Origin of the sequence: Planktothrix serta PCC 8927, assembly GCF_900010725.2 — a bacterium.
GTDB classification, from domain to species: Bacteria; Cyanobacteriota; Cyanobacteriia; order Cyanobacteriales; family Microcoleaceae; genus Planktothrix; species Planktothrix serta.
The window spans coordinates 341,019-360,395 of sequence record NZ_LR734883.1 but is presented as its reverse complement, the minus strand read 5'-3'; the positions used below and the strand labels follow the sequence as shown (position 1 = coordinate 360,395).

12 protein-coding genes are annotated in these 19,377 nt (G+C 38.1%); 4 read left to right on the top strand and 8 right to left on the bottom strand.

Annotated features, from left to right (window positions below; genetic code table 11):
- Window positions 1-150: 150 nt before the first annotated feature.
- Together minC and PL8927_RS25565 are read right to left on the bottom strand one after the other, a co-directional pair.
- The gene (gene minC, locus PL8927_RS25570; protein ID WP_083626526.1) at window positions 151-972 is read right to left on the bottom strand and encodes a septum site-determining protein MinC; all 822 of its coding nucleotides are present in this window, start codon (window positions 970-972) and stop codon (window positions 151-153) included.
- 567 nt (window positions 973-1,539) lie between these two features.
- A complete protein-coding gene (locus PL8927_RS25565; protein WP_083626524.1) occupies window positions 1,540-3,222 on the bottom strand; it encodes an ArnT family glycosyltransferase in 1,683 nt (560 codons plus the stop codon).
- Window positions 3,223-3,387: 165 nt separating this feature from the next.
- Between PL8927_RS25565 and prfB the strand changes: the two genes are divergently transcribed.
- The 4 genes from prfB (at window position 3,388) to PL8927_RS25545 (ending at window position 13,181) form a co-directional block, all read left to right on the top strand.
- Window positions 3,388-4,510 (top strand): peptide chain release factor 2 gene (gene prfB / locus PL8927_RS25560; protein ID WP_156093330.1). Its coding sequence is split into 2 segments (ribosomal slippage): window positions 3,388-3,459 and window positions 3,461-4,510, totalling 1,122 coding nucleotides; the frame shifts between segments, so codons are not numbered across the junction.
- A 127-nt stretch (window positions 4,511-4,637) separates the two neighbouring features.
- Window positions 4,638-5,900: a caspase family protein gene (locus PL8927_RS25555; RefSeq protein ID WP_083626519.1), complete on the top strand. Its 1,263-nt coding sequence runs from the start codon at window positions 4,638-4,640 to the stop codon at window positions 5,898-5,900.
- A gap of 457 nt (window positions 5,901-6,357) precedes the next feature.
- Window positions 6,358-10,305 (top strand): toll/interleukin-1 receptor domain-containing protein, encoded by a 3,948-nt coding sequence (locus PL8927_RS25550; RefSeq protein ID WP_083626516.1) that lies wholly within the window; start codon window positions 6,358-6,360, stop codon window positions 10,303-10,305.
- A 134-nt stretch (window positions 10,306-10,439) separates the two neighbouring features.
- Window positions 10,440-13,181, top strand: coding sequence for a C1 family peptidase (locus tag PL8927_RS25545; protein ID WP_083626513.1), 2,742 nt, complete (start codon window positions 10,440-10,442; stop codon window positions 13,179-13,181).
- Window positions 13,182-13,200: 19 nt separating this feature from the next.
- Here PL8927_RS25545 and PL8927_RS25540 read toward each other — a convergent pair whose 3' ends face one another.
- From PL8927_RS25540 to coaE, 6 genes are all read right to left on the bottom strand, one after another.
- A complete protein-coding gene (locus tag PL8927_RS25540) occupies window positions 13,201-14,616 on the bottom strand; it encodes a hypothetical protein (RefSeq protein ID WP_083626510.1) in 1,416 nt (471 codons plus the stop codon).
- Between the two features lie 27 nt (window positions 14,617-14,643).
- Window positions 14,644-16,461 (bottom strand): AAA family ATPase, encoded by a 1,818-nt coding sequence (locus PL8927_RS25535; protein WP_083626507.1) that lies wholly within the window; start codon window positions 16,459-16,461, stop codon window positions 14,644-14,646.
- Between the two features lie 100 nt (window positions 16,462-16,561).
- Window positions 16,562-17,008 carry a T3SS (YopN, CesT) and YbjN peptide-binding chaperone 1 gene (locus PL8927_RS25530; protein WP_083626504.1) on the bottom strand — a complete coding sequence of 149 codons (447 nt, stop codon included), beginning with the start codon at window positions 17,006-17,008 and terminating at the stop codon, window positions 16,562-16,564.
- A gap of 508 nt (window positions 17,009-17,516) precedes the next feature.
- The gene (gene psb28, locus PL8927_RS25525) at window positions 17,517-17,867 is read right to left on the bottom strand and encodes a photosystem II reaction center protein Psb28 (protein ID WP_083626501.1); all 351 of its coding nucleotides are present in this window, start codon (window positions 17,865-17,867) and stop codon (window positions 17,517-17,519) included.
- A 52-nt stretch (window positions 17,868-17,919) separates the two neighbouring features.
- Complete coding sequence (locus tag PL8927_RS25520; RefSeq protein ID WP_083626498.1) at window positions 17,920-18,552, bottom strand: adenylate/guanylate cyclase domain-containing protein; 633 nt, start codon at window positions 18,550-18,552, stop codon at window positions 17,920-17,922.
- 53 nt (window positions 18,553-18,605) lie between these two features.
- Window positions 18,606-19,301: a dephospho-CoA kinase gene (gene coaE / locus PL8927_RS25515; protein ID WP_083626496.1), complete on the bottom strand. Its 696-nt coding sequence runs from the start codon at window positions 19,299-19,301 to the stop codon at window positions 18,606-18,608.
- Window positions 19,302-19,377: the final 76 nt, after the last annotated feature.

The window sequence follows — 19,377 nt, the reverse complement described above, 5'->3', positions numbered from 1 at the left end:
AAGTTCGGGCTAAGAGCTAAAGTCATCTAAAGATGACTCAAAACTTCTCTTTCTTAACCCGTTTTAACGGGTTTTAGCTTTTAGCCCGAAATTTATTTCCGGGCTTTTGGCGTTAAGTTGACTGATGGGGATACCCCGCCCCTACGACTGTTAATTGTCAAGGGTTAAAACTCTAGCTTTGGCAACTTCCTTAGCCGGACTAATGCGGATGCCGTTGGCATTAATATAAGCCACTTCGGGGTAAAACTGTTCTGGAGATGTTTCTGGCCCCCGCGCCACTTGATCCGCAATCCGAATTAACTTCGGTTCCATTTGCAATGCCATAATTATACTTTTGGGGTTGCCCTTGGCTCCAGCGTGAGCATTTCCCCGCAGACGGCCCCAAATAATAATATCGCCATCGGCAACTACAGAACTACCTGGGTTAACATCCCCAACAATTACAATGGTTCCAGGGTGACGAATATCGACCCCAGACCGCACTGTCATTTTTAAATATAACGGTTCGACTAAGGGAGATATTGAGGGTTCCAACACGGGTTGAGTTAAGGTTTCCCGTTCTGCGTCTTGATCCACACTATAACCCGCCATCGCCGCCGCCACTGCGGTTTGACGCCGACTGGTTTTGACCCGTTTGAGTTGCAGTTGCACTTCGTTCAACGCTTCGGCTATATCTTGGAGTTGGCGCACATCTAATAACCGATTTTCTGCCATCAGATAAACGTCTGTATGGGGTTGTTCGGTGTGTTCACCGCCATTAAGACGATGTTTTAACTGTTGCCAAAGTTCTGTCCAGGTATGATTAAGGTTTGCCTCACTGTCCTCTTGCTTAATTTCTGGCGGTAAAAATAACAATAATTGTCCTTCTTCCCGTTTAAACCGGACTTGTAAATTCGGATCAACCTCCGGTGAACTGGTAGGAGATTCAGATTCTGTGTTGAGCAGATCGGAGGTAGGGGTATCCAAAGACATAAATAAAACTGAGATAGGCAATCTTTAAACTCAATAGGCTATTCTACGCGATCGGGTACGGTTTTGTTGATTAGAATGCGATCGCCTCAGAATAAAGGGCGGGTTTAGGGAGATAATTACTGATAATTAAAGCTCGTCTCGTAACCCGCCCCTACGGTTTAATTGTTGATTATTGCTCCAATGCGATCAAATTTTTTCCACAACAAAATGTAGGGGCGGGTTCTGTAATTATCTTCAATTCTGATCAATAATCTGACTAAACCCGCCCCTCAGATAATGCGATCGCTGCTCAGAAGAAAGGGCGGGTTTTCTTTCCCAAGGTTTAGCGTAATATCAAAATCATCAGCAACCGTGTTTACAACTTCTTTGTGTCTTTGTGTCTTTGTGGTTAAATTTAAGTTGAATTGGGGAAATGGTGCTTAATATCAAAATCAACAGCAACCGTGTTTACAACTTCTTTGTGTCTTTGTGTCTTTGTGGTTAAATTAAGTTGAATTGAGGAAATGGTGCGTGCTGTTTAATTGGGGAAATGGTGCGTGCGGCTGCGCCTTACGCACCCTACAATGATTAAGGTTTCTTGGTGATTAATATCCAGTCGGGAGTTTGATCAATTTTTTGAACATTGTTTAACTGTAATTTTTTGAGGCTATCTTCTTTTAACAAAAAATAGGGTTGATCCAGCATTTCCCATTTCGTTTTTAGGGTAATATTGTCAACAGCATGAATATGGCGATCGCTATAAAAATTCAACGAAGGACGACCAAAGGGATGATCCAGATAAATCTCTTGTCCTGGGGGTGTTCCCTCCCGAATAATAGCCGCCACTGGTTTAACTGCAAAATCTTCATTCAGTTCCCAAACCCAATAATTTGAAGTGAAAAATAGGAGCAGAGATAAATACATTCCCCAGAATAAAACCATTAAAAACTGTCTATCTTTTTGAGCAATTAAAACCGCCACAAAAGACAGGGTTAACATCAATGATCCGAAGGTGAATTGTAAATCTCGTTGAGGGATCAACTGAGGATTAAGAAAAGAAATCATTCCCCCAAAATAACAGTATCCGATCCCGGCAATGACCGCTAATAAAATAAAAATGGGTAAGAGTTGATCCGGTGTTGGTTTCATAAAATGGTCAGGCTTTCCCCGTTCAACTTTTCCCAATTTCCATAATCCCATATCCCGATCGCCTTCCTTCCAAACTTCTGCCAAATATCGCCCCACAGCTAAGGCTAAAGCTGGATAAATGGGTAAAACATACCAGGGTAATTTGGTGTTCATGATGGAAATCGCCACAAAATAAATTCCTGTCCAAACTAATATTAATTTAGCCCAACTTAAGTTGCGATTTTGCCAAGCTAACCGTAATCCTTGGGGCCAAAATAATAGCCAAGGCCAGCCATATTTTAAAATTTCTAACAGATAATACCAAATCGGCCCGGAATGGTTCTCAACAGGTTGCCAAACTCGTTGTAGGGATTGATTGAATAAATTTCCCTGAATAAATCCCTGTCCATAGTAAAGCCATTGCGCCCCATACCACAGAGAAACGGGAAGAAAACCTAATCCTAAACCTAACCAAAGATAGGGGGCTGTTAACAGGCGAGGCGTATCCCATAATAGGAAGAAAAATGCGATCGCCCCCAATAATAATCCCAGAAAAATTCCCTTAGTTAAACATAACAAACCAAAGGCTATTCCCGACCCTAAAGCAAAGCGTAAATCTCGTCGGGAACGTAACACACACCAAACCAAAATTAACCATAAAAATAAAACTGTTCCATCTAACATTGCTAACCGTCCTTGACGAATAACAGGTAATAATGTTAGATAAACTAAAGCCGAAAAAATTGCCGAGGTACGATGGCGAAATAGTTCTAAACCAATGCTATATAATAAAGGAACTGAAAGCGCTGTTAATAATGCCGAAGGCAACCGCGCCATCCACTCATTTACCCCCCCAAAATGATAGGCAAAAGCTATCAACCCATGCACTAAAGGCGGCTTATTGAAATAGGGCATTCCATGAAGGGTTGGATACAGCCAATTCTGTTCTCCTCGTCCAATTTCACGCGCCACTTGAGCCACTAACCCCTCATCCCAATCTCGCAAGGGGACTCCTCCTAAATGCAGTCCATAGAGGGTCAGTGCAGCCACTAATAAACCCAAAAACCATAATAAATCAACCCAACGATCAACGGGGCGCATTTGGCGCAAAGGACTGCTCCCTGTAAAAATTTGACGCGACATAATTTAGGTGTTGGCTGTTGACTGTTGGCTGTTGACGGTTAACCGACCGGGGAAAACTAACATTAGATAACTTAAATCTGCCATCATTCCCGCTAAAATTAAAAGTGTACCTTGTAGCGCTGGTATTCTACCAGTGTATTCATAGAAAAACGGTTAGCGATCGCAATGGATGTTTTAGAAATTAAACGGGAAATCGAACTGTTATCTGAGCGCCTGGGTAAAACCCAGGACTATCTTTGACCTGCCTGCACTTCAAGCCAAAATTCAAGATTTAGAGCAAGTTGCAGCACAACCCGACTTTTGGGATGAACAAAAAACTGCACAACAAACCCTTCAACAGTTGAATGATCTCAAATCTATTGTGCAGCAGCAGGAACACTGGCGGCAAGCCCTTGAAGATACCAAAGCCATCTTAGAACTCTTGGAGTTAGAAACCGATGATGCACTCTTAGAAGAAGCAACAGCTACGGTTTCCCGACTCAACCGAGAATTTGATCACTGGGAATTGCAACAACTGCTTTCAGGAATTTATGATCAACATGGGGCAGTTTTAACGATTAATGCCGGAGCAGGTGGTACTGATGCTCAAGACTGGGCAGAAATGCTGCTGCGAATGTATACTCGTTGGGGAGAATCTCAGGGGTATAAAGTACATTTAACCGAAATTTCTGAAGGGGATGAAGCCGGAATTAAATCCGCTTCTTTGGAAATTGAAGGTCGTTATGCCTATGGGTATTTAAAAGGGGAAAAAGGCACTCATCGTTTAGTTAGAATTTCACCTTTTAATGCCAATGGTAAGCGACAAACCAGTTTTGCTGGAGTGGAAATTATGCCGATTTTGGATGATTCTATTGACTTAGATATTCCTGATAAGGATTTAGAAATTACCACTACTCGCTCAGGAGGAAAAGGCGGTCAAAACGTTAATAAAGTGGAAACAGCCGTGCGAATTGTTCACCTACCAACGGGTATCGCCGTGCGTTGTACCCAAGAACGTTCGCAGTTACAAAATAAAGAAAAAGCTCTGGCGTTGTTAAAGGCAAAATTATTAATTATTGCTCAAGAACAACGGGCAAAAGCGATCGCAGAAATTCGAGGTGATTTAGTCGAAGCAGCTTGGGGAAATCAAATCAGAAACTATGTGTTTCATCCCTATCAAATGGTCAAGGATTTACGCACAGCAGAAGAAACAACAGCAATTCAAGATGTGATGAATGGAGAATTAGACGCTTTCATCCAAGCCTATTTACGTCAAGAACATCAACTCCTAGAACCCCAAACCGCCTAAATTACCGTAGGGGCGGGGTCTCCCCGCCCACCCTAATTAATATGACAACCGTGCGAAATCCCAGACCGAAGGTAGTGAAGATGTCTTCATCAACTTCGGGTTTTCCCGCCCATCCATCCTAATTAATATGACAACCTTAAACAACTGTTACGCTCTGATTGTTGGAATTGCTAATTATCAAAAAATCAAACCTTTACCGTCAACGGTTCTCAACGATGCTAAGGATATTTATAGTTTACTCACAGAACCTTCATTCTGTGGTTATTTAATTGAAAATGTAGAATTATTATTAGATGAAAAAGCAACAAAATCAGCATTAACTCAAGCGTTAACTGATTTATCAACTAAAACTAACACAGATTCAACGGTATTAATTTATTTTTCAGGACATGGAGGACAAGTTGAATTTGGCCCTACTGCGGGAGAATATTTATTACCCGTTGATACGGTTTATACCTCCGGTGCATCCTTAGTAGAAACCGCTATTTCAGGAACTCAATTTACAGACGTATTAAGAGCAATTCCGGCGCGAAAATTAGTCGTAATTTTTGATTGTTGTCACTCTGGAGGAATTGGTCAACCTAAAGATCCAACAATACCCGAAATCAAAGGGGGATTACCGGATAATTATTATGATCAATTAGTACAAGGAAAAGGTCGGGTTATATTCGCCTCCTCTCGTAATACCGAACAATCCTATGTAACTGCTGGATCAAATAATAGTGTTTTTACTCAACATTTAATCGCCGGGTTAAAAGGAGGAATTACGAGCAATGATGGATTAATTAGAATCTTTGATATTTTTGAATATTTACAACCGAAAGTTACCGCCGACCAACCCAATCAACATCCGATTTTTAAATCTGATATTGAAGAAAATTTTCCCCTAACCCTATATTTAGGCGGACAAAAAGGGGTAAGTCCGGTTTCTCCTCAAGCTCAAGAAGAGTTTCGCTATGATGTTTATATTAGTTATGTGGATGAAGAACCCGATTCAACTTGGGTTTGGGATTTCTTAGTCCCGAAATTAGAAGCAGAAAACCTAAAAGTTGCGGTTTCAGGAGATGTGGATTTATTAGGGGTCGCACGGGTGATTAATATAGAACGGGGTGTTAAGTTTTCTAAACGAACCCTTGTCATTTTATCAAATTTATACTTAGATAATAATATGGCAGAATTTGAGAATGTTTTGGTTCAAAACTTGGGAATTAAAGAAGGTAAAGCTCGTTTGGTTTGTTCACAAAAAGAGGATCTTGATCTATCTAAACTGCCCGAACGCTTACAATTAGAAAAACCCATTGATCTTAACCATCCTCGACTGTTTAAAAAATTAGTTAAACAGTTAAAAGACCCCCTTCCGGGTCGCACCGCATCGGGACTTTACGAATGATTGAAATAAATCAATAATTCTGTTATATTGTTGTTATAGACTTGTGATTAATCGATCCTAACCCGCAGGGTGAGTTAATGATTTTTGGGGTAAGGATTAGAAAGGTTAACACAGAACCGTCAGTGTCAACTTAATTTCAAAAGCCTTGAAATAAATTTCAGGCTTAAAACTAAAACCCGTTAAAACGGGTTAAGAAAGTTTAGTTATCTAAAGATAACGTAGAGACGTTGCATGCAACGTCTCTACAGCCCGGAACTTGCATTTCGGGCTAACGTGGGTTAAGTTGACACTAATGAGTACAGAACCTGCTCCTACAAAACGAGAACATCAGGGAAGGCTATCTCAAAAGCGATCGCAAATTGTACGGGAATTTCCTTTCATAGCACTGTAATAGAAAACAGGTGAATCGATCACATTGAATACCGTTTTCACCTCAAAATAAACCAGAGAGATTGCTATGTCCAAAAAATATTCTGTATTTGTTTCCTACGCCGATGAGGATGGCGCGTGGGTAGAAGGTTATTTATTAAATGCTTTAGAAGAAGCGGGGTTAACCTGTCATTCCGAGGCGATGTTTCGGTTAGGTGTTCCTCGATTAATTGAATTTGAAAGTGCAGTTAAAAATAGTGAACGAACCTTATTAGTAATTTCCCCTGCTTATTTAGCCGATAACTTTGCCGAATTTGCTAATTTACTGTCTCAATACTACGGATTTGATACTCATTTATGGCCAGTTGTTGGGATTATTTTGCATCCTGTTCAAGAGTTACCCCTGCGTTTAAAAATATTAGAGTGTTTGGATGCGACGGATGCGACAAAACAACAGAAAGTCATTCAACGAATTTGTGAAGCTTTCCAAAAACCTGCTCCTTCCTCAGTCGAAATTCCAGATTGTCCCTATCCGGGGATGGTTCCCTTTAAACCAGAAGATAGCGATCGCTTTTTTGGACGACAACGAGAAGTTAATGATTTAATTCAACACTTACGATTATATCCCTTTTTAGCCGTTATTGGAGCGTCAGGAAGTGGTAAATCTTCCCTGGTTTTTGCTGGGTTAATTCCCCAACTGCAAAAAACCCAATTATTAGGAAAAGAACCCTGGAAAATCTATTCCATGCGTCCAGGTACAACACCCATAACCACATTAACCGCAACATTAGGCTGTGATCCGACTTCCGATGAAGCTATCACAACAAAATTCCATCCTTCCCAAAAATTCCTATTAGTCATTGATCAATTTGAAGAAATTTTTACCCAATCTCCTCAAGAAGCGATTCCGTTTCAAGAAATCCTATTAAATCTTTATAAACAGCCTAATTTTTATGTTATTTTAACAGTTCGAGCAGATTTTTATCCTCAACTGATGGAATCTGCTACTTTCTGGCGAGAAATTAAAGCCCATCGCTATGAAGTATTACCGTTAGATCAAACGGGACTACAAGAAGCCATTCTTAAACCTGCGGAACAGGCGAATGTTTTTATAGAATCAGCATTATTAGAAAGATTAATTACAACAGCCGCAAAAGAACCCGGAGTTTTACCGTTATTACAAGAAACCCTAGTCTTATTATGGGAAAAAATAGAACGGCGATATTTACCTTTAAGGGCTTATGAAGCTTTAGTATTATCTTATCATAATACAGTATCTAATACTAATAATAAATTAATCGGAATTCAAGTGGCGATCGCGCAACGGGCAGATGCTGCGATCGCTCATTTAACTGATGAACAACAAATCATCGCCCGTCGGGTATTTTTACGTTTAATTCAGTTTGGAGAAGGGCGGGCAGATACTCGGCGACAAGAATCTGTAGAAGCTTTAAAAGCCAGGGGAGATAATGATCAAATCTTTGAAGAAACCTTACGTTATTTAGCAGATCGTCGGTTATTAACCTTAAGTGGAAAAGAGGATAAAACCCGAAAAGTTGATATTGCCCACGAAATTTTAATTAGTAGTTGGCCCCAGTTACAAGATTGGATTATTCAACGTCGAGAAGCGGAACAAACCCGTCGCCGACTGATAGCAAAAGTGGAAGAATGGGGGAGATTAGGGAAAGATAAAGGGGGATTATTAGATGAATTTGAACTCGTTGAAGCTCAACATTGGTTAGATAGTCCTGATGCAGCAGAATTAGGGAGTGATGATCAATTAGTAGCGTTAGTTGAATTAAGTAAAACGGCAATAGAGGATGAAAAACAACGAGAAATAGAAGCTCAAGAACGGGAGTTAAAACTAAGCCAAAAAAATTTATGGATTACTAGAATTGCATTGACGGTGATTACAGGAGTTGCTACTGTTGCTATTGTAGTTGCTGGGATTGCAAAACATCAATGGCAAGAAGCAGATAAAGGTCAAATTATTGCTAAAATTGAAACAGCTAATGCTCGGTTTACGGAAAATCCTGATACTTTTGATTCATTAGTCGCAGCATTAGAAGCGGGAGCACTCCTAAAAAAATCATCATGGAGTCAAAATAATCCACAACTAAAGGCGGATGTTTTAACTGTATTAGCGCAAGGAATTAATTGGGTTAAAGAACAAAATCGTTGGCAGGGGCATGATAATGCAATTGTAACAGCTAGTTTTAGTCCCGATGGTCAAACCCTTGCCACGGGTGGTTATGATAATCAAGTTAAATTGTGGGATCAGAATAACCGATTTATCCAAAAATTAAAAGGGCATAATGATGCAGTGATGAGTGTGAGTTTTAACAAAAATAGTAACCTACTCGCAACAGCTAGTTTAGATCAAACCGTTAGACTGTGGAAAAAACAAGGACAAAATTGGCAAGACGAATTAACTCCTTTAAAAGACAATACATCCATTTATAGTGTTAGTATTAATCCCCAGGATGATCTCATTGCTACAGGCGGTGAAGATGGTAAAGTTAAACTCTGGACACCTGATGGAAAACCGAAACAAATACTCATAGGACACACAGAAAGTGTTTACAGTGTCAGTTTTAGTCCTGATGGTCAAACTCTAGCAACGGCGAGCAAAGATAATACTATTATTCTTTGGAAAAGAACCCCTAAAGAATGGGTTAACGTGCAAAAATTAACCGATCATAAGGACGAAGTTTACAGTGTTACTTTTAGTCCGAATGGTAAAATGCTGGCTTCTGCTGACGCAACCGGAACGATAAAACTGTGGAAGTCTGATGGTACGTTTATCCGGGATTTTAGGGGACATATTAATGAAGTGTTTGCCCTGAGTTTTAGTCCTGATAGTCAAACTTTAATTTCTGGAGGTCGAGATAATACACTTAAAACTTGGAACTTACAAGGTCAAATGCTGAATACCATTAAAGCCCATCAAGACCGAATTAATAGCCTCAATTTTAATCCCAAGACCCAGGCTTTAGTTTCTGTCAGTATTGACAAAATGGTGAAACTTTGGCAGTTTAATAATACTCAAATTAGACAACTAAAAGGACATACTGCTGAGGTAAGAAGCGTAAGTTTTAGTCCCACCGATCATATTATTGCAACGGGTAGCGATGATGATCGGGTTAAACTTTGGAATTTAGATGGAACATTTAAAAGAACTATAATTGAGAATCAGGGAGAAATTAAGGCTGTCAACTTTAACAACAAAAGTCAGTTATTGGGAATTGCTAGTGCGAATGGAACAGCTTTTATTTGGGATATAGAGAAAGATTCAAATTCCAGAAAACTTTTAGGTCATAGCGATCAAGTTCGTAGTATTGATTTCAGTTTTGATAACCAAATTATTGCGGCCACAAGTTATGATGGAACAACTCAGATTTGGAACCAACAGGGTCAAGAAGTAGATACACTGAGACAACATCAAGGACGAGTTTATAGTGTGAGCTTCAGTCCAATTCAGATGTTAATGGCAACGGCGAGTGCAGATGGTACGATTAAACTTTGGGATGAACAGAACGATCAACGATGGAGTGAACGTAAAACAATTGATAATGGAACTTCAGTCTACAGTGTGGCATTTAGTCCTGATGGTCAAATTCTAGCCACAGGAAGTGAAAATAATCAAGTTCAGCTTTGGGATTTACAGGGTGAGAAAATTAAGCCCCCCTTTATTGGGCATCAAGCTGCCATTTGGGGTGTGGCATTTAGTCCTAATGGTCAAATTATTGCTTCTGCAAGTGATGATAAAACGATCAACCTTTGGACAGTTGAGGGAACTCGAATTGTGACTCTCAAGGGTCATCAAGATGAAGTGAATGATGTTAGTTTTAGTCACAGTGGTAAGACTCTAGCTTCTGCCAGTTCCGACAAAACAGTGATTCTCTGGAATGTTGATACTGTAACCAGTTTAGATCAGCTTTTAACCCAAGGGTGCAATTGGCTCAAAAATTATTTGGAAAGTTCCAAGGAGAATTCTAATGACGCCAATCAAGTTCAGAAACTTTGCTCTTTTTAGGATATGCTGAAGAAAAAATTAAAATTTATAGTATTTGTTTGATTTTCTAATACAATAGAAGAAGATTTTGCATCTACTACTATAAATATCTTAACAATTTTTGCTCATTTACTCAAGTAAATAGGAATAAAGTTATGCCATTAAACATCAATCCATTAGGCTGGCTACCAGATTATCCTGACTCTAGGGATCTGACACTAAATGACATTATTATCAAAGAAAATACGTCTCAAAGTCAAGATTGTACAGAATTGCAGATCGTAAAAGTAATTGAAAAACTCGTTTCGCATAATCAAGAAAACAAAACAATAATAGAAAATCTGAAGAAAATTATCAAAAAAGACCAGAATCAAATTAGTTTTTTACAATGTCAGTCTGAAACAAAAGTTTTTCTATATAGAAGAACGAGAAATTATTGGGTTAAGGAGCTCCAAAAAAAATTAGATTTGATTTTTAAAACAATTTGTGAAACTGCTTTCCAGTATTCAGACTTGAATCCTGAGTATTTAGACTTGAATCCTGAGTATTTAGAAAACTTACCCCTTGAAAATGGCTATTTTGGAGAAGCCACTCATAATCTCATGATCTATTTTAAGGAAGTTTGGGAGCTTCCGAGTCAAAGTAGTATTGTAGATTTTGATTATAATTCAGATCAAGAGAAAGAAATCAAATATTATCAATATTGTCCGAATAGGACTATTTATAAAATTTTAGATACAATTTATCAGGGAATTTTCCAGAACAAACATAACAAAAATCTAATCAAATTTGGTGATTTTGATTTTGGAAAGAAAGTAAGCACCGTAAAAGAAAAATTAGAACGTTTAAACTATTTCCCTTTTTCAGAACAAGAAAACTATAAAAAATCAAAATGTTTTTTTGGATATAAAACAGATTTAGTTGTTGAGTTTTTTCAGGGATTTAATGGCTTACAAGCAGACGGTATTGTGGGAAAAATAACTCTAGATAAGTTAGAGGAAATAGAAAAAAGTGAAATAAAAAAAGAAAAAATAATTGAAGATGGAATTGGAATTACATATTTACAGAGAAGGCTATCTCAAGATTTTGGAATTACAAAAATTAAAGTTACAGGAGCATTAGATGATGATACGAAAATAGAAATTAATCGGGTTATTGATATTGATGAAGAATTGCTGCTTGATTCAGAAATTACAATGGAAAGTGTTAAGAAGTTTTTAATCAAAATAGTTAAACAAGCTGAAAATTATAAAAAATATTGCTTGTCTCAAACTGTTGTTTTTTCTGATTTAACTCAAAACTTAAATAATAATCATCCTAAAAACTCTACTTTGTTAATGGTAGAGCAACCCATTTCTAAAAACATCATAGACACTTTTGAAAAAGAACTAAATCTTATAAAACAGACAGATAAAAACAATGATAATATGATCATTATACCAATTATTTACCCGTTAATTCAGTTGGTTATTAAGAATTTATCTGATATGGGTATTCATGGTCAATCAGATTATGAAAAAATGATTACTCAGGCTATAAATTTAGTCAATATCATTCTAGCTGCTGATCAAAATTCATCATCGTGTAACCCTTCTAATTCTGGAGAAAATTATCTTCAAGATCAGCAATTTTCAAATAATATGGATCAGCGCACACAATTTTTGTTTGAATTTCTCAAGGGAAGAAAATCTGGAGAAAGTCAAGTTGACTTAAAGCTCATCTATCACTCTTTATCTCAAGCAGAAAGAAAAAGACTGACGTTTTTGATTTTTACCACTCTCGATCAAATCGAATCAATCATTTCTGAGATAGAAGTAAAAATAGAAGTAAAAAATGAAACTGATTTAAAACAGTTAAAACAGTTAAAAACAAATATTAAGAATAACAAGGAAAATATTAGATGTCAATTAAAAGATATGCTAAAAAATTCAAATCCAGAAGAAAATGACTCAGATTCTTTTCTGAAAAATATATCTAAAAATAAGACGATTTTGCGAATTTGTAATGAAGGACAAAAAAAACCATTACAAATTCCATTAGTATCTGAACTAGAAGCCCAGATGAAGACTTATAAAGGTTCTCAGATTCCTATTTATTTGTGTTTACCAGAATTTATCGATTTAAGTCATTGGTGTTCTCCTATTAGAAATCAAGAACCATTGAACTCCTGTACAGCCTGTGCCGCCATTGCTCTAATTGAATATTTTCAAAACAGAAACCGTGATGAATATACTAATGCTTCAGTCCTTTTTTTATATAAAGTTGCACGAAAACTCATGCACCGTCAGGGAGATGTTGGTGCATCCATTCGAGAAACAATGAAAGCGATGGTTTTGTTTGGAATTCCCCCAGAAGAATATTGGCCCTATGAACCGAGCAAAATCGATGAAGAACCGACTGGTTTTTGTTATTCCTATGCTCAAAATTATCAGACGATTCAATATTTTAGGCTCGATACTCCTGGTCTTCTTGCTAGTGATTTATTAGCTCAAATTAAAATGACTTTAGTGGCGGGTATTCCCTCAATGTTTGGGTTAACGATTTACAGTTCCATTTATGAAGAATTTAACTACAAAAGAGGTTATATCCCGGTTCCAAACAAAAAAGATCACGTCGAAGGCGGTCATGCTGTTGTCGCTGTGGGCTATGATGATCATAAAATCATTCAAGACTCAGTAGGTGCATTACTGATTAGAAATTCTTGGGGTATCAAGTGGGGTGAACGGGGTTATGGTTGGTTGCCTTATGATTATATTATCCAGGGATTAACATCAGATTGGTGGTCTTTGTTGAAAGCTAAGTGGTTTGAAACTAACAATTTTGGTTTAGGGGCTAATGATTGGAAATATAATAATGATATCAAAGGGGAAGATCCACATAAACTGCCGGGCAAATAGCCCTAATTAAGAAAATTCTTTATTTCAACCCCGGTAAATTCCAACCTTGAACAACTTTTGTAATCGCATCACGGGTGGCTTCTGCACCGAAACCCCAAGCCATTAATGCAAAATAATCCTTCCAGGGATTAGCCCCAAAGGTAGGATTATCAATGTATAATTGACTGAATCCGGTTCCGGCTAAAAAGATAACCGCGATCGCATAACTTGTCCAAGTAAATAACTTTAATCGCACTCCCGCTTTTGTTGTTTCCGGTGTTGAAGTTGTAGAACGATTTGTCACTGGAGGTGGAGACATAACCCCAGTAAACCCAAAAAGACTTTTAGAAATTACCCCTCTTGGTGAAGATTCATTTTCAATATCTTGAGCTTTTAAAGTTAAATCATTTAACTCTGTTGTTAACGCTTTAAATTGTTTCAAATTAGCGGGAGGTTCCGTTGTGATTTTTGCTTCTAATTGTTCAAATTCAGGAAGGATAGTAGTCCGTTTTTCTAAGGGAATTTCGGCAATTAACGCTTTTAAATCTTGCTTTTGATTCTCCAAAACTAACTGATTCATCTGTTGATAAATTTTCTCTAACTGTTCTCGAAATTGTTCGGGAGTTTCCAGTTCTGGCGCACCGTTAACCGTGGCTTCTAAATTTCTTAATATGGCTTTCACTTCTAAATCATTAGGGTTTTTCTCCTCTAACTGTTGTTTTAGTTCTTGAGCGTAATTAAATTGTTGTAACCAATCCGTTCGTCCTTTTACCCATCTTTTCCAAACGTTTTCAGCTTGTTCTAAAGTGGCGATCGCTAGTTCCCACTTTTCCGTTTGTAAATCCATTTTAATCTCAATTAAACACCCCTCAATATATTGTTTAAATCCAGCAATTTTTCCAAATTCTATATCTTCCTGTATCTGAGTTTGTAATTGTCCAACCCGCACTAAAATTTCATCACGGGGTCGTCCTTGGGCACGATAAACGGAGACGAGAATTCCTAATCCAGTTCCCAAGAATAATACTAATAAAGGAAGTAACCAAAAATCCTTAACTTGTAAGGTAATGGGTAGGGTTAATTCTCCTCCGGTATAACTAAAACGGATTGTTCCATTATATTCGCCACTACTGGGGGCTTGACTTAAATTAAATTCAAGCGGAATTAACATTTGGTTGGGTTTAATCGTCTGCCAATTTTGCTTATTAGGAAAAATACCCGATGCCGGAAAAACGCTGTTTCCATCCCGACGATTCAAATCTAATACTAGCACCCGTAAATCCTGAATGGAACTGTTGGTTTGCACAAAAATTTGACGCGGGGGTTGTTTTTCTAGGCGATTTCCTGTAATTGTAATTTGATTGGGTTGCAAGGTGGTTTCCACTTGAGCATTCGCTACTGTGGGAGATAATAAACAAAGAACGGGTAAGATTAGTCCAGCTAAATATTTTTTCATGGTTAAAGGTGCAATCTCAAGGTTAAACTAAGATTTTGATTGAGTTCGATTTAACATTAATATTTCATATCCTAAACGAAAATCTTCAGGAGTAATTGAAATTTCTTTAGGATTTGTTAACCCTTCCCGACGATAGCGACGAATGGCTTCTAAGGCAGCTTGATTACTCAATAACGCTAGATCTGCTCCATTCCAACCTTCAGTTTGGGTTGCCCAATTCGTTAAATCAATATTAACTAAAGGACGGTTTTTATTATGAACTTGGAGAATCGCTAAACGACTATTAACATCGGGTAAATCGACTTTTAATTGTAGGTCTAATCGTCCGGCTCTTAATAGGGCAGGATCGATAGCTTCGGGGCGGTTTGTGGCTCCAATTAATAAGATTTCAGAGGTATTTTGTAGACCGTCTAATTCCGTTAATAATTGTCCGACAACGCGATCGCTGACCCCTGAATCTCCCATATAAGCACCTCGTATGGGAGCTAAACTATCAATTTCATCAATAAAAATAACACAGGGAGGCGCTTGTCTAGCTTTAGCAAATAATTCTCGTACAGCGGCTTCGGCGGCTCCGACCCAACGACTTAATAATTCCGGGCCATTGACCGCAATAAAATTAGCCCTAGATTGGGATGCGATCGCTTTTGCTAATAAGGTTTTACCCGTTCCCGGTGGCCCCCAAAGCAAAATTCCACGAGGGGCTTTGGCTCCAGTTTGTTGATATAATTCTGGATAAAGTAACTGACCTTCTACAGAGTCTTGTAACGTCTGTTTAATACTCTCTAAACCCCCGATTTGTTCCCAGGAAATATTCGGAGTTTCCACTTCCACAGACCGTAAAACTGAGGGTTTAATTTCTGTTAAAGCGGTGATAAAATCCTGTTGAGTAATATATAATTGATCAGGAACAGGAGCATCTAAAGAGGGAACCTGACGACGTAAAGCAGTATAAGCTGCGGCTTGACAAGTTGCTTTTAAATCTGCTCCTACAAATCCCACAGATAAATCGGCAATTTCTTCTAAATTAACCGTTTGTAAGGGCATCGATTGTGTTAAAATATTGAGGATTTCTAAGCGCCCATTTCTATCAGGAACTCGAAAGCGAATTTCTTTATCAAATCTCCCCGGACGTCGGAGTGCTGGATCAATCGCATCGGGGCGATTTGTTGAGGCTAAAACAATCACGCCTTGAGTTTTAGCAAAACCATCCATTAATCCTAATAATTGAGCCACTAATCGTTTTTCCACTTCTCCTTCGACTTGGGAACGATGGGGAGCTAAACTATCAATTTCATCAATAAAAACAATACAAGGAGCAGATTTTGTGGCTTTTTCAAATATTTGTCTTAATTTGGCTTCAGCTTCCCCATAATATTTGCCCATGACTTCCGGGCCGACAATGGCAATATAACTAACTCCTAATTCTTCAGCAAAAGCCCTCGCTGTTAAGGTTTTTCCGGTTCCGGGTGGGCCGACAAATAACACGCCACGAGTGGGTTCTAAGCCTAATTTTGCTAACAATTCAGGACGTTTTAAAGGCAGTTCAACTAATTCTCGTAATTGTTGAATTACATCTCCTAATCCTCCCACTTCTGAAATATTGGATTCAGGATTAGAATTTTGGGGGGTAAAATTATTGTGTTCTTCTTGAGTGTCAGAAGCGGGAGGAGTAATAATTACAGAATGGAAATTGCTATTGCTTCTAGGAATATTCCCCATCTTGGGAATACTGGTGCGAGAACCAATTTGCACATCGGTTTTGATTTCTCCACTTTTAATTTTTTCATCTAAAGTTTTTGCAAGTTCAAATAATTGATCAAACCCATCAAATAAATTAGTCATTGAAAAACTCCCTAAAAAATTGGGTTTATAGGCGGATTTATTTAAGTTAATTATAGCTGAAAAATATAATTAAAACCGCCCATAAAACCGTTAATTGTTTTTAACTAGCAATTCGGTCTAAAGCGCGTCTTCCTCCCCAACGTTCTACAATTTTATCATCATAATCATCCGCAATATCTAGTACGGCGTTAACAGAGGCTTCTAACTCGACTTTATCACAGGTAGAACCCACAATCGTATGCTCAAAAATAATATCTCCGTGTTCATCAATCCCAAAGGCTCCAAATCTCATAATATTATTTTCTCGCAGTAGAAAATGTAATAAATCTGGGGAAAGTTCCACATCCGTAACCACATAAGACCGAGCATTAATAACGGCATCATCTTTTTCCCAAGGAAACACAAATACCTCAACCAATGCCGAACCCATGACCATTGCTAATCCTGGCACATCTTCTCTAGCACAAGGAAATTTGCCATATAACTCTCGCATCCAGGTGGCAACTTTGTTATAACAAGCTTCTTGCATTGCGGTTTGAAACTCCATTTTCCACTTTCTCCTGATGATTTTTCCTTGGTTGTAACACTTTTTGGGTCAGAATAAGCAGGATTTGTATTATTTCTCAACACGGTGATCAAAGGCTTGATCAAATTTTTGAAGTTCTTTGTAGAAGCGGGTTGTCTGAGGTTCTCAAAAATAGGTGGAATCAGGTACACTCGGAATAGGAAATTATCAGTTTAGTTTGATTGGAGGATGAACAATGGATGAAATTGCAATGGCTAACTTAATTGCCCAAGTGATTACAGTAATTGGTTCCTTGGGCTTTTTCTTCCTAACGTTTCAAGCGTTGAAACAGTTGGAAAAATAGGAAATGGGCAATAGGTGTTCCGATCCCAGTGTAGGGGCGAGGCGCGCCTCGCCCCTACTATAAATTGGATTTTAAGACATTTTTACAACTGATTTAGACTGGCTATAGATAACTGTTGAATCTTGATTAATTCGCGCATTTGAACCTCAGCCGTTAAGAATTAAACATCAAGCAATGGGGTTTCTTTTAAGTCGGTTGGAATTGAAATCCATTTTCATCTGCATAACGGTGTAAAAACCGCATGACTCGTTCAAAAACTGCTTCTGAGTCTACTTCAAAAGAACATTCAACTTTAGAAAGATCCTCGTCTTCTGCAAAAAAGAATTTAACGCCAGTGGGGGTGACTTTAATTTCTCCTTCTTCATCGCGTAACCACAAATTTGTGATTTGTTGGCGATAGGCTCTTAATCTTTCTATAGCTTGGAGATGATCAAATAGCAAAACAACGATTTTAGTCTCCGAGTCTTTGCGTTTCCGCAGGCTAATCCCGCTAATTTCTTCATCTAATCCGTTAATAAATTGTACAGAGGTTGTCATAGTCTTTTCCCTCTTGCATTTTCCTTTAGCTTATCTTATTTGTGGGAAAAAATCAATTCATTTGATAAATAATTTTAAAGGCTTGTGACGTACCGGGGGTAACTGTTGAGAGAAGTTCGAGTTGAATATTCGACCGTTTTTTAATTTGTTCAGTAACGGCTACAGTGGCTAAAATTTCCCAAGCTTTCCCAATATCTTCCCCTAATTTACTCGCTGCATTCACTTCCGCCCCAAAAATATCAGCATCGCCAATTTTCAAGATTCTGCCATATCCTAATCCAATGGATAATAAAATTTTTTCTTCATCGGTTTTATCTTGATTATAAGCTTGGGCAGCTTTTTGCATAGCGATCGCACAGTCTAACGCTTTATTCACCAACCGAAAAACCACCATTAAACTATCCCCTTCGGATTTAATTACAATCCCATCATATTCATCAATACAAGGGACAAATAATCGTTCAGACTCATAAATGAGTTGTAAAAAGTGAATAATTCCAAATCTTTCAACCCCTCTGGAAAATCCGCATAAATCGGTAAACATGATCGCCCAAACTTCGCCAAATAAATCCCAAATCTGAGCATCAATTTTTTCTCTATCTGCATCCGGTTTTAAACGTTCTTTGATTAATTTCTCCAGTCGAATTTGAGACGCACTGGTATGGATTTGATTAATATACATCATCAGCGATTCATCCTTTAAAGTATAGAAAGTTAGGCAAGTTATGGGATCAACGATTAATCCCTATCCTCACTGATCTTTATTTTAACTTTAGTTTTCCGCTCCTGACTTATCTGTTTTTGTTGGATAGCCACATCCACTTGTTTAAACAATTCCTCTGGTGTTGAAGAATTATATAAAATCACATCCGCCTGTTGACATTTTTCTTCTAAAGGCATTTGGCTATTAATTCGAGCTTCAGCTTCTTCTAGGGTTAAAATTCGATTATAATTCATTTTTTCCCGTTGAATTAACCTCAAATATTGTTGTTCTGGAGGACAATAAACCACCCAAATCTCGGTGACTAAATCGGTCATTTGAGATTCAAATAATAACGGAATCACTAAGACCCCATCAGCAGATCGGGGGGAGGTCAGATCAGAAGGAGCAATTTTTGTTGCTTTTAATTGTTGAATATTGTTAAGAAAACAATCTCGAACAAAGGGGTGAATCTGTTGTTCTAGCCACGTTTTCTCTGATGAGTCTGAAAAGATTAGACTGGCTAATCGTTGGCGATTTAAGTTACCATCAGAAAGTAAAATATCGCTCCCATAGCGGTCAACAATCGGTTTGAGAATGGGGGAATCGGGTTTTACTGCTTCTCGTGCATATAAATCCGCATCCCAAATCGGCAGTTGGTAAGTGATAGCAAGATAGTTGGAGACGGTGGTTTTCCCTGTTCCTATCCCTCCAGTTAGACCAATTAAACGCATACTTCGTTTTTAAATCTATAATATTATTAATTCTGTTTTAATTAGAATAGTCTATCTGGGTAGCTTCTGTCGAGAG

What these genes read in the sequence shown, in the direction of transcription:
- minC (WP_083626526.1), bottom strand. Translation starts at nt 972, where the DNA reads ATGTCTTTGGATACCCCTACCTCCGATCTGCTCAACACAGAATCTGAA.
- PL8927_RS25565 (WP_083626524.1), bottom strand. Translation starts at nt 3,222, where the DNA reads ATGTCGCGTCAAATTTTTACAGGGAGCAGTCCTTTGCGCCAAATGCGC.
- PL8927_RS25555 (WP_083626519.1), top strand. Translation starts at nt 4,638, where the DNA reads ATGACAACCTTAAACAACTGTTACGCTCTGATTGTTGGAATTGCTAAT.
- PL8927_RS25550 (WP_083626516.1), top strand. Translation starts at nt 6,358, where the DNA reads ATGTCCAAAAAATATTCTGTATTTGTTTCCTACGCCGATGAGGATGGC.
- PL8927_RS25545 (WP_083626513.1), top strand. Translation starts at nt 10,440, where the DNA reads ATGCCATTAAACATCAATCCATTAGGCTGGCTACCAGATTATCCTGAC.
- PL8927_RS25540 (WP_083626510.1), bottom strand. Translation starts at nt 14,616, where the DNA reads ATGAAAAAATATTTAGCTGGACTAATCTTACCCGTTCTTTGTTTATTA.
- PL8927_RS25535 (WP_083626507.1), bottom strand. Translation starts at nt 16,461, where the DNA reads ATGACTAATTTATTTGATGGGTTTGATCAATTATTTGAACTTGCAAAA.
- PL8927_RS25530 (WP_083626504.1), bottom strand. Translation starts at nt 17,008, where the DNA reads ATGGAGTTTCAAACCGCAATGCAAGAAGCTTGTTATAACAAAGTTGCC.
- psb28 (WP_083626501.1), bottom strand. Translation starts at nt 17,867, where the DNA reads ATGACAACCTCTGTACAATTTATTAACGGATTAGATGAAGAAATTAGC.
- PL8927_RS25520 (WP_083626498.1), bottom strand. Translation starts at nt 18,552, where the DNA reads ATGATGTATATTAATCAAATCCATACCAGTGCGTCTCAAATTCGACTG.
- coaE (WP_083626496.1), bottom strand. Translation starts at nt 19,301, where the DNA reads ATGCGTTTAATTGGTCTAACTGGAGGGATAGGAACAGGGAAAACCACC.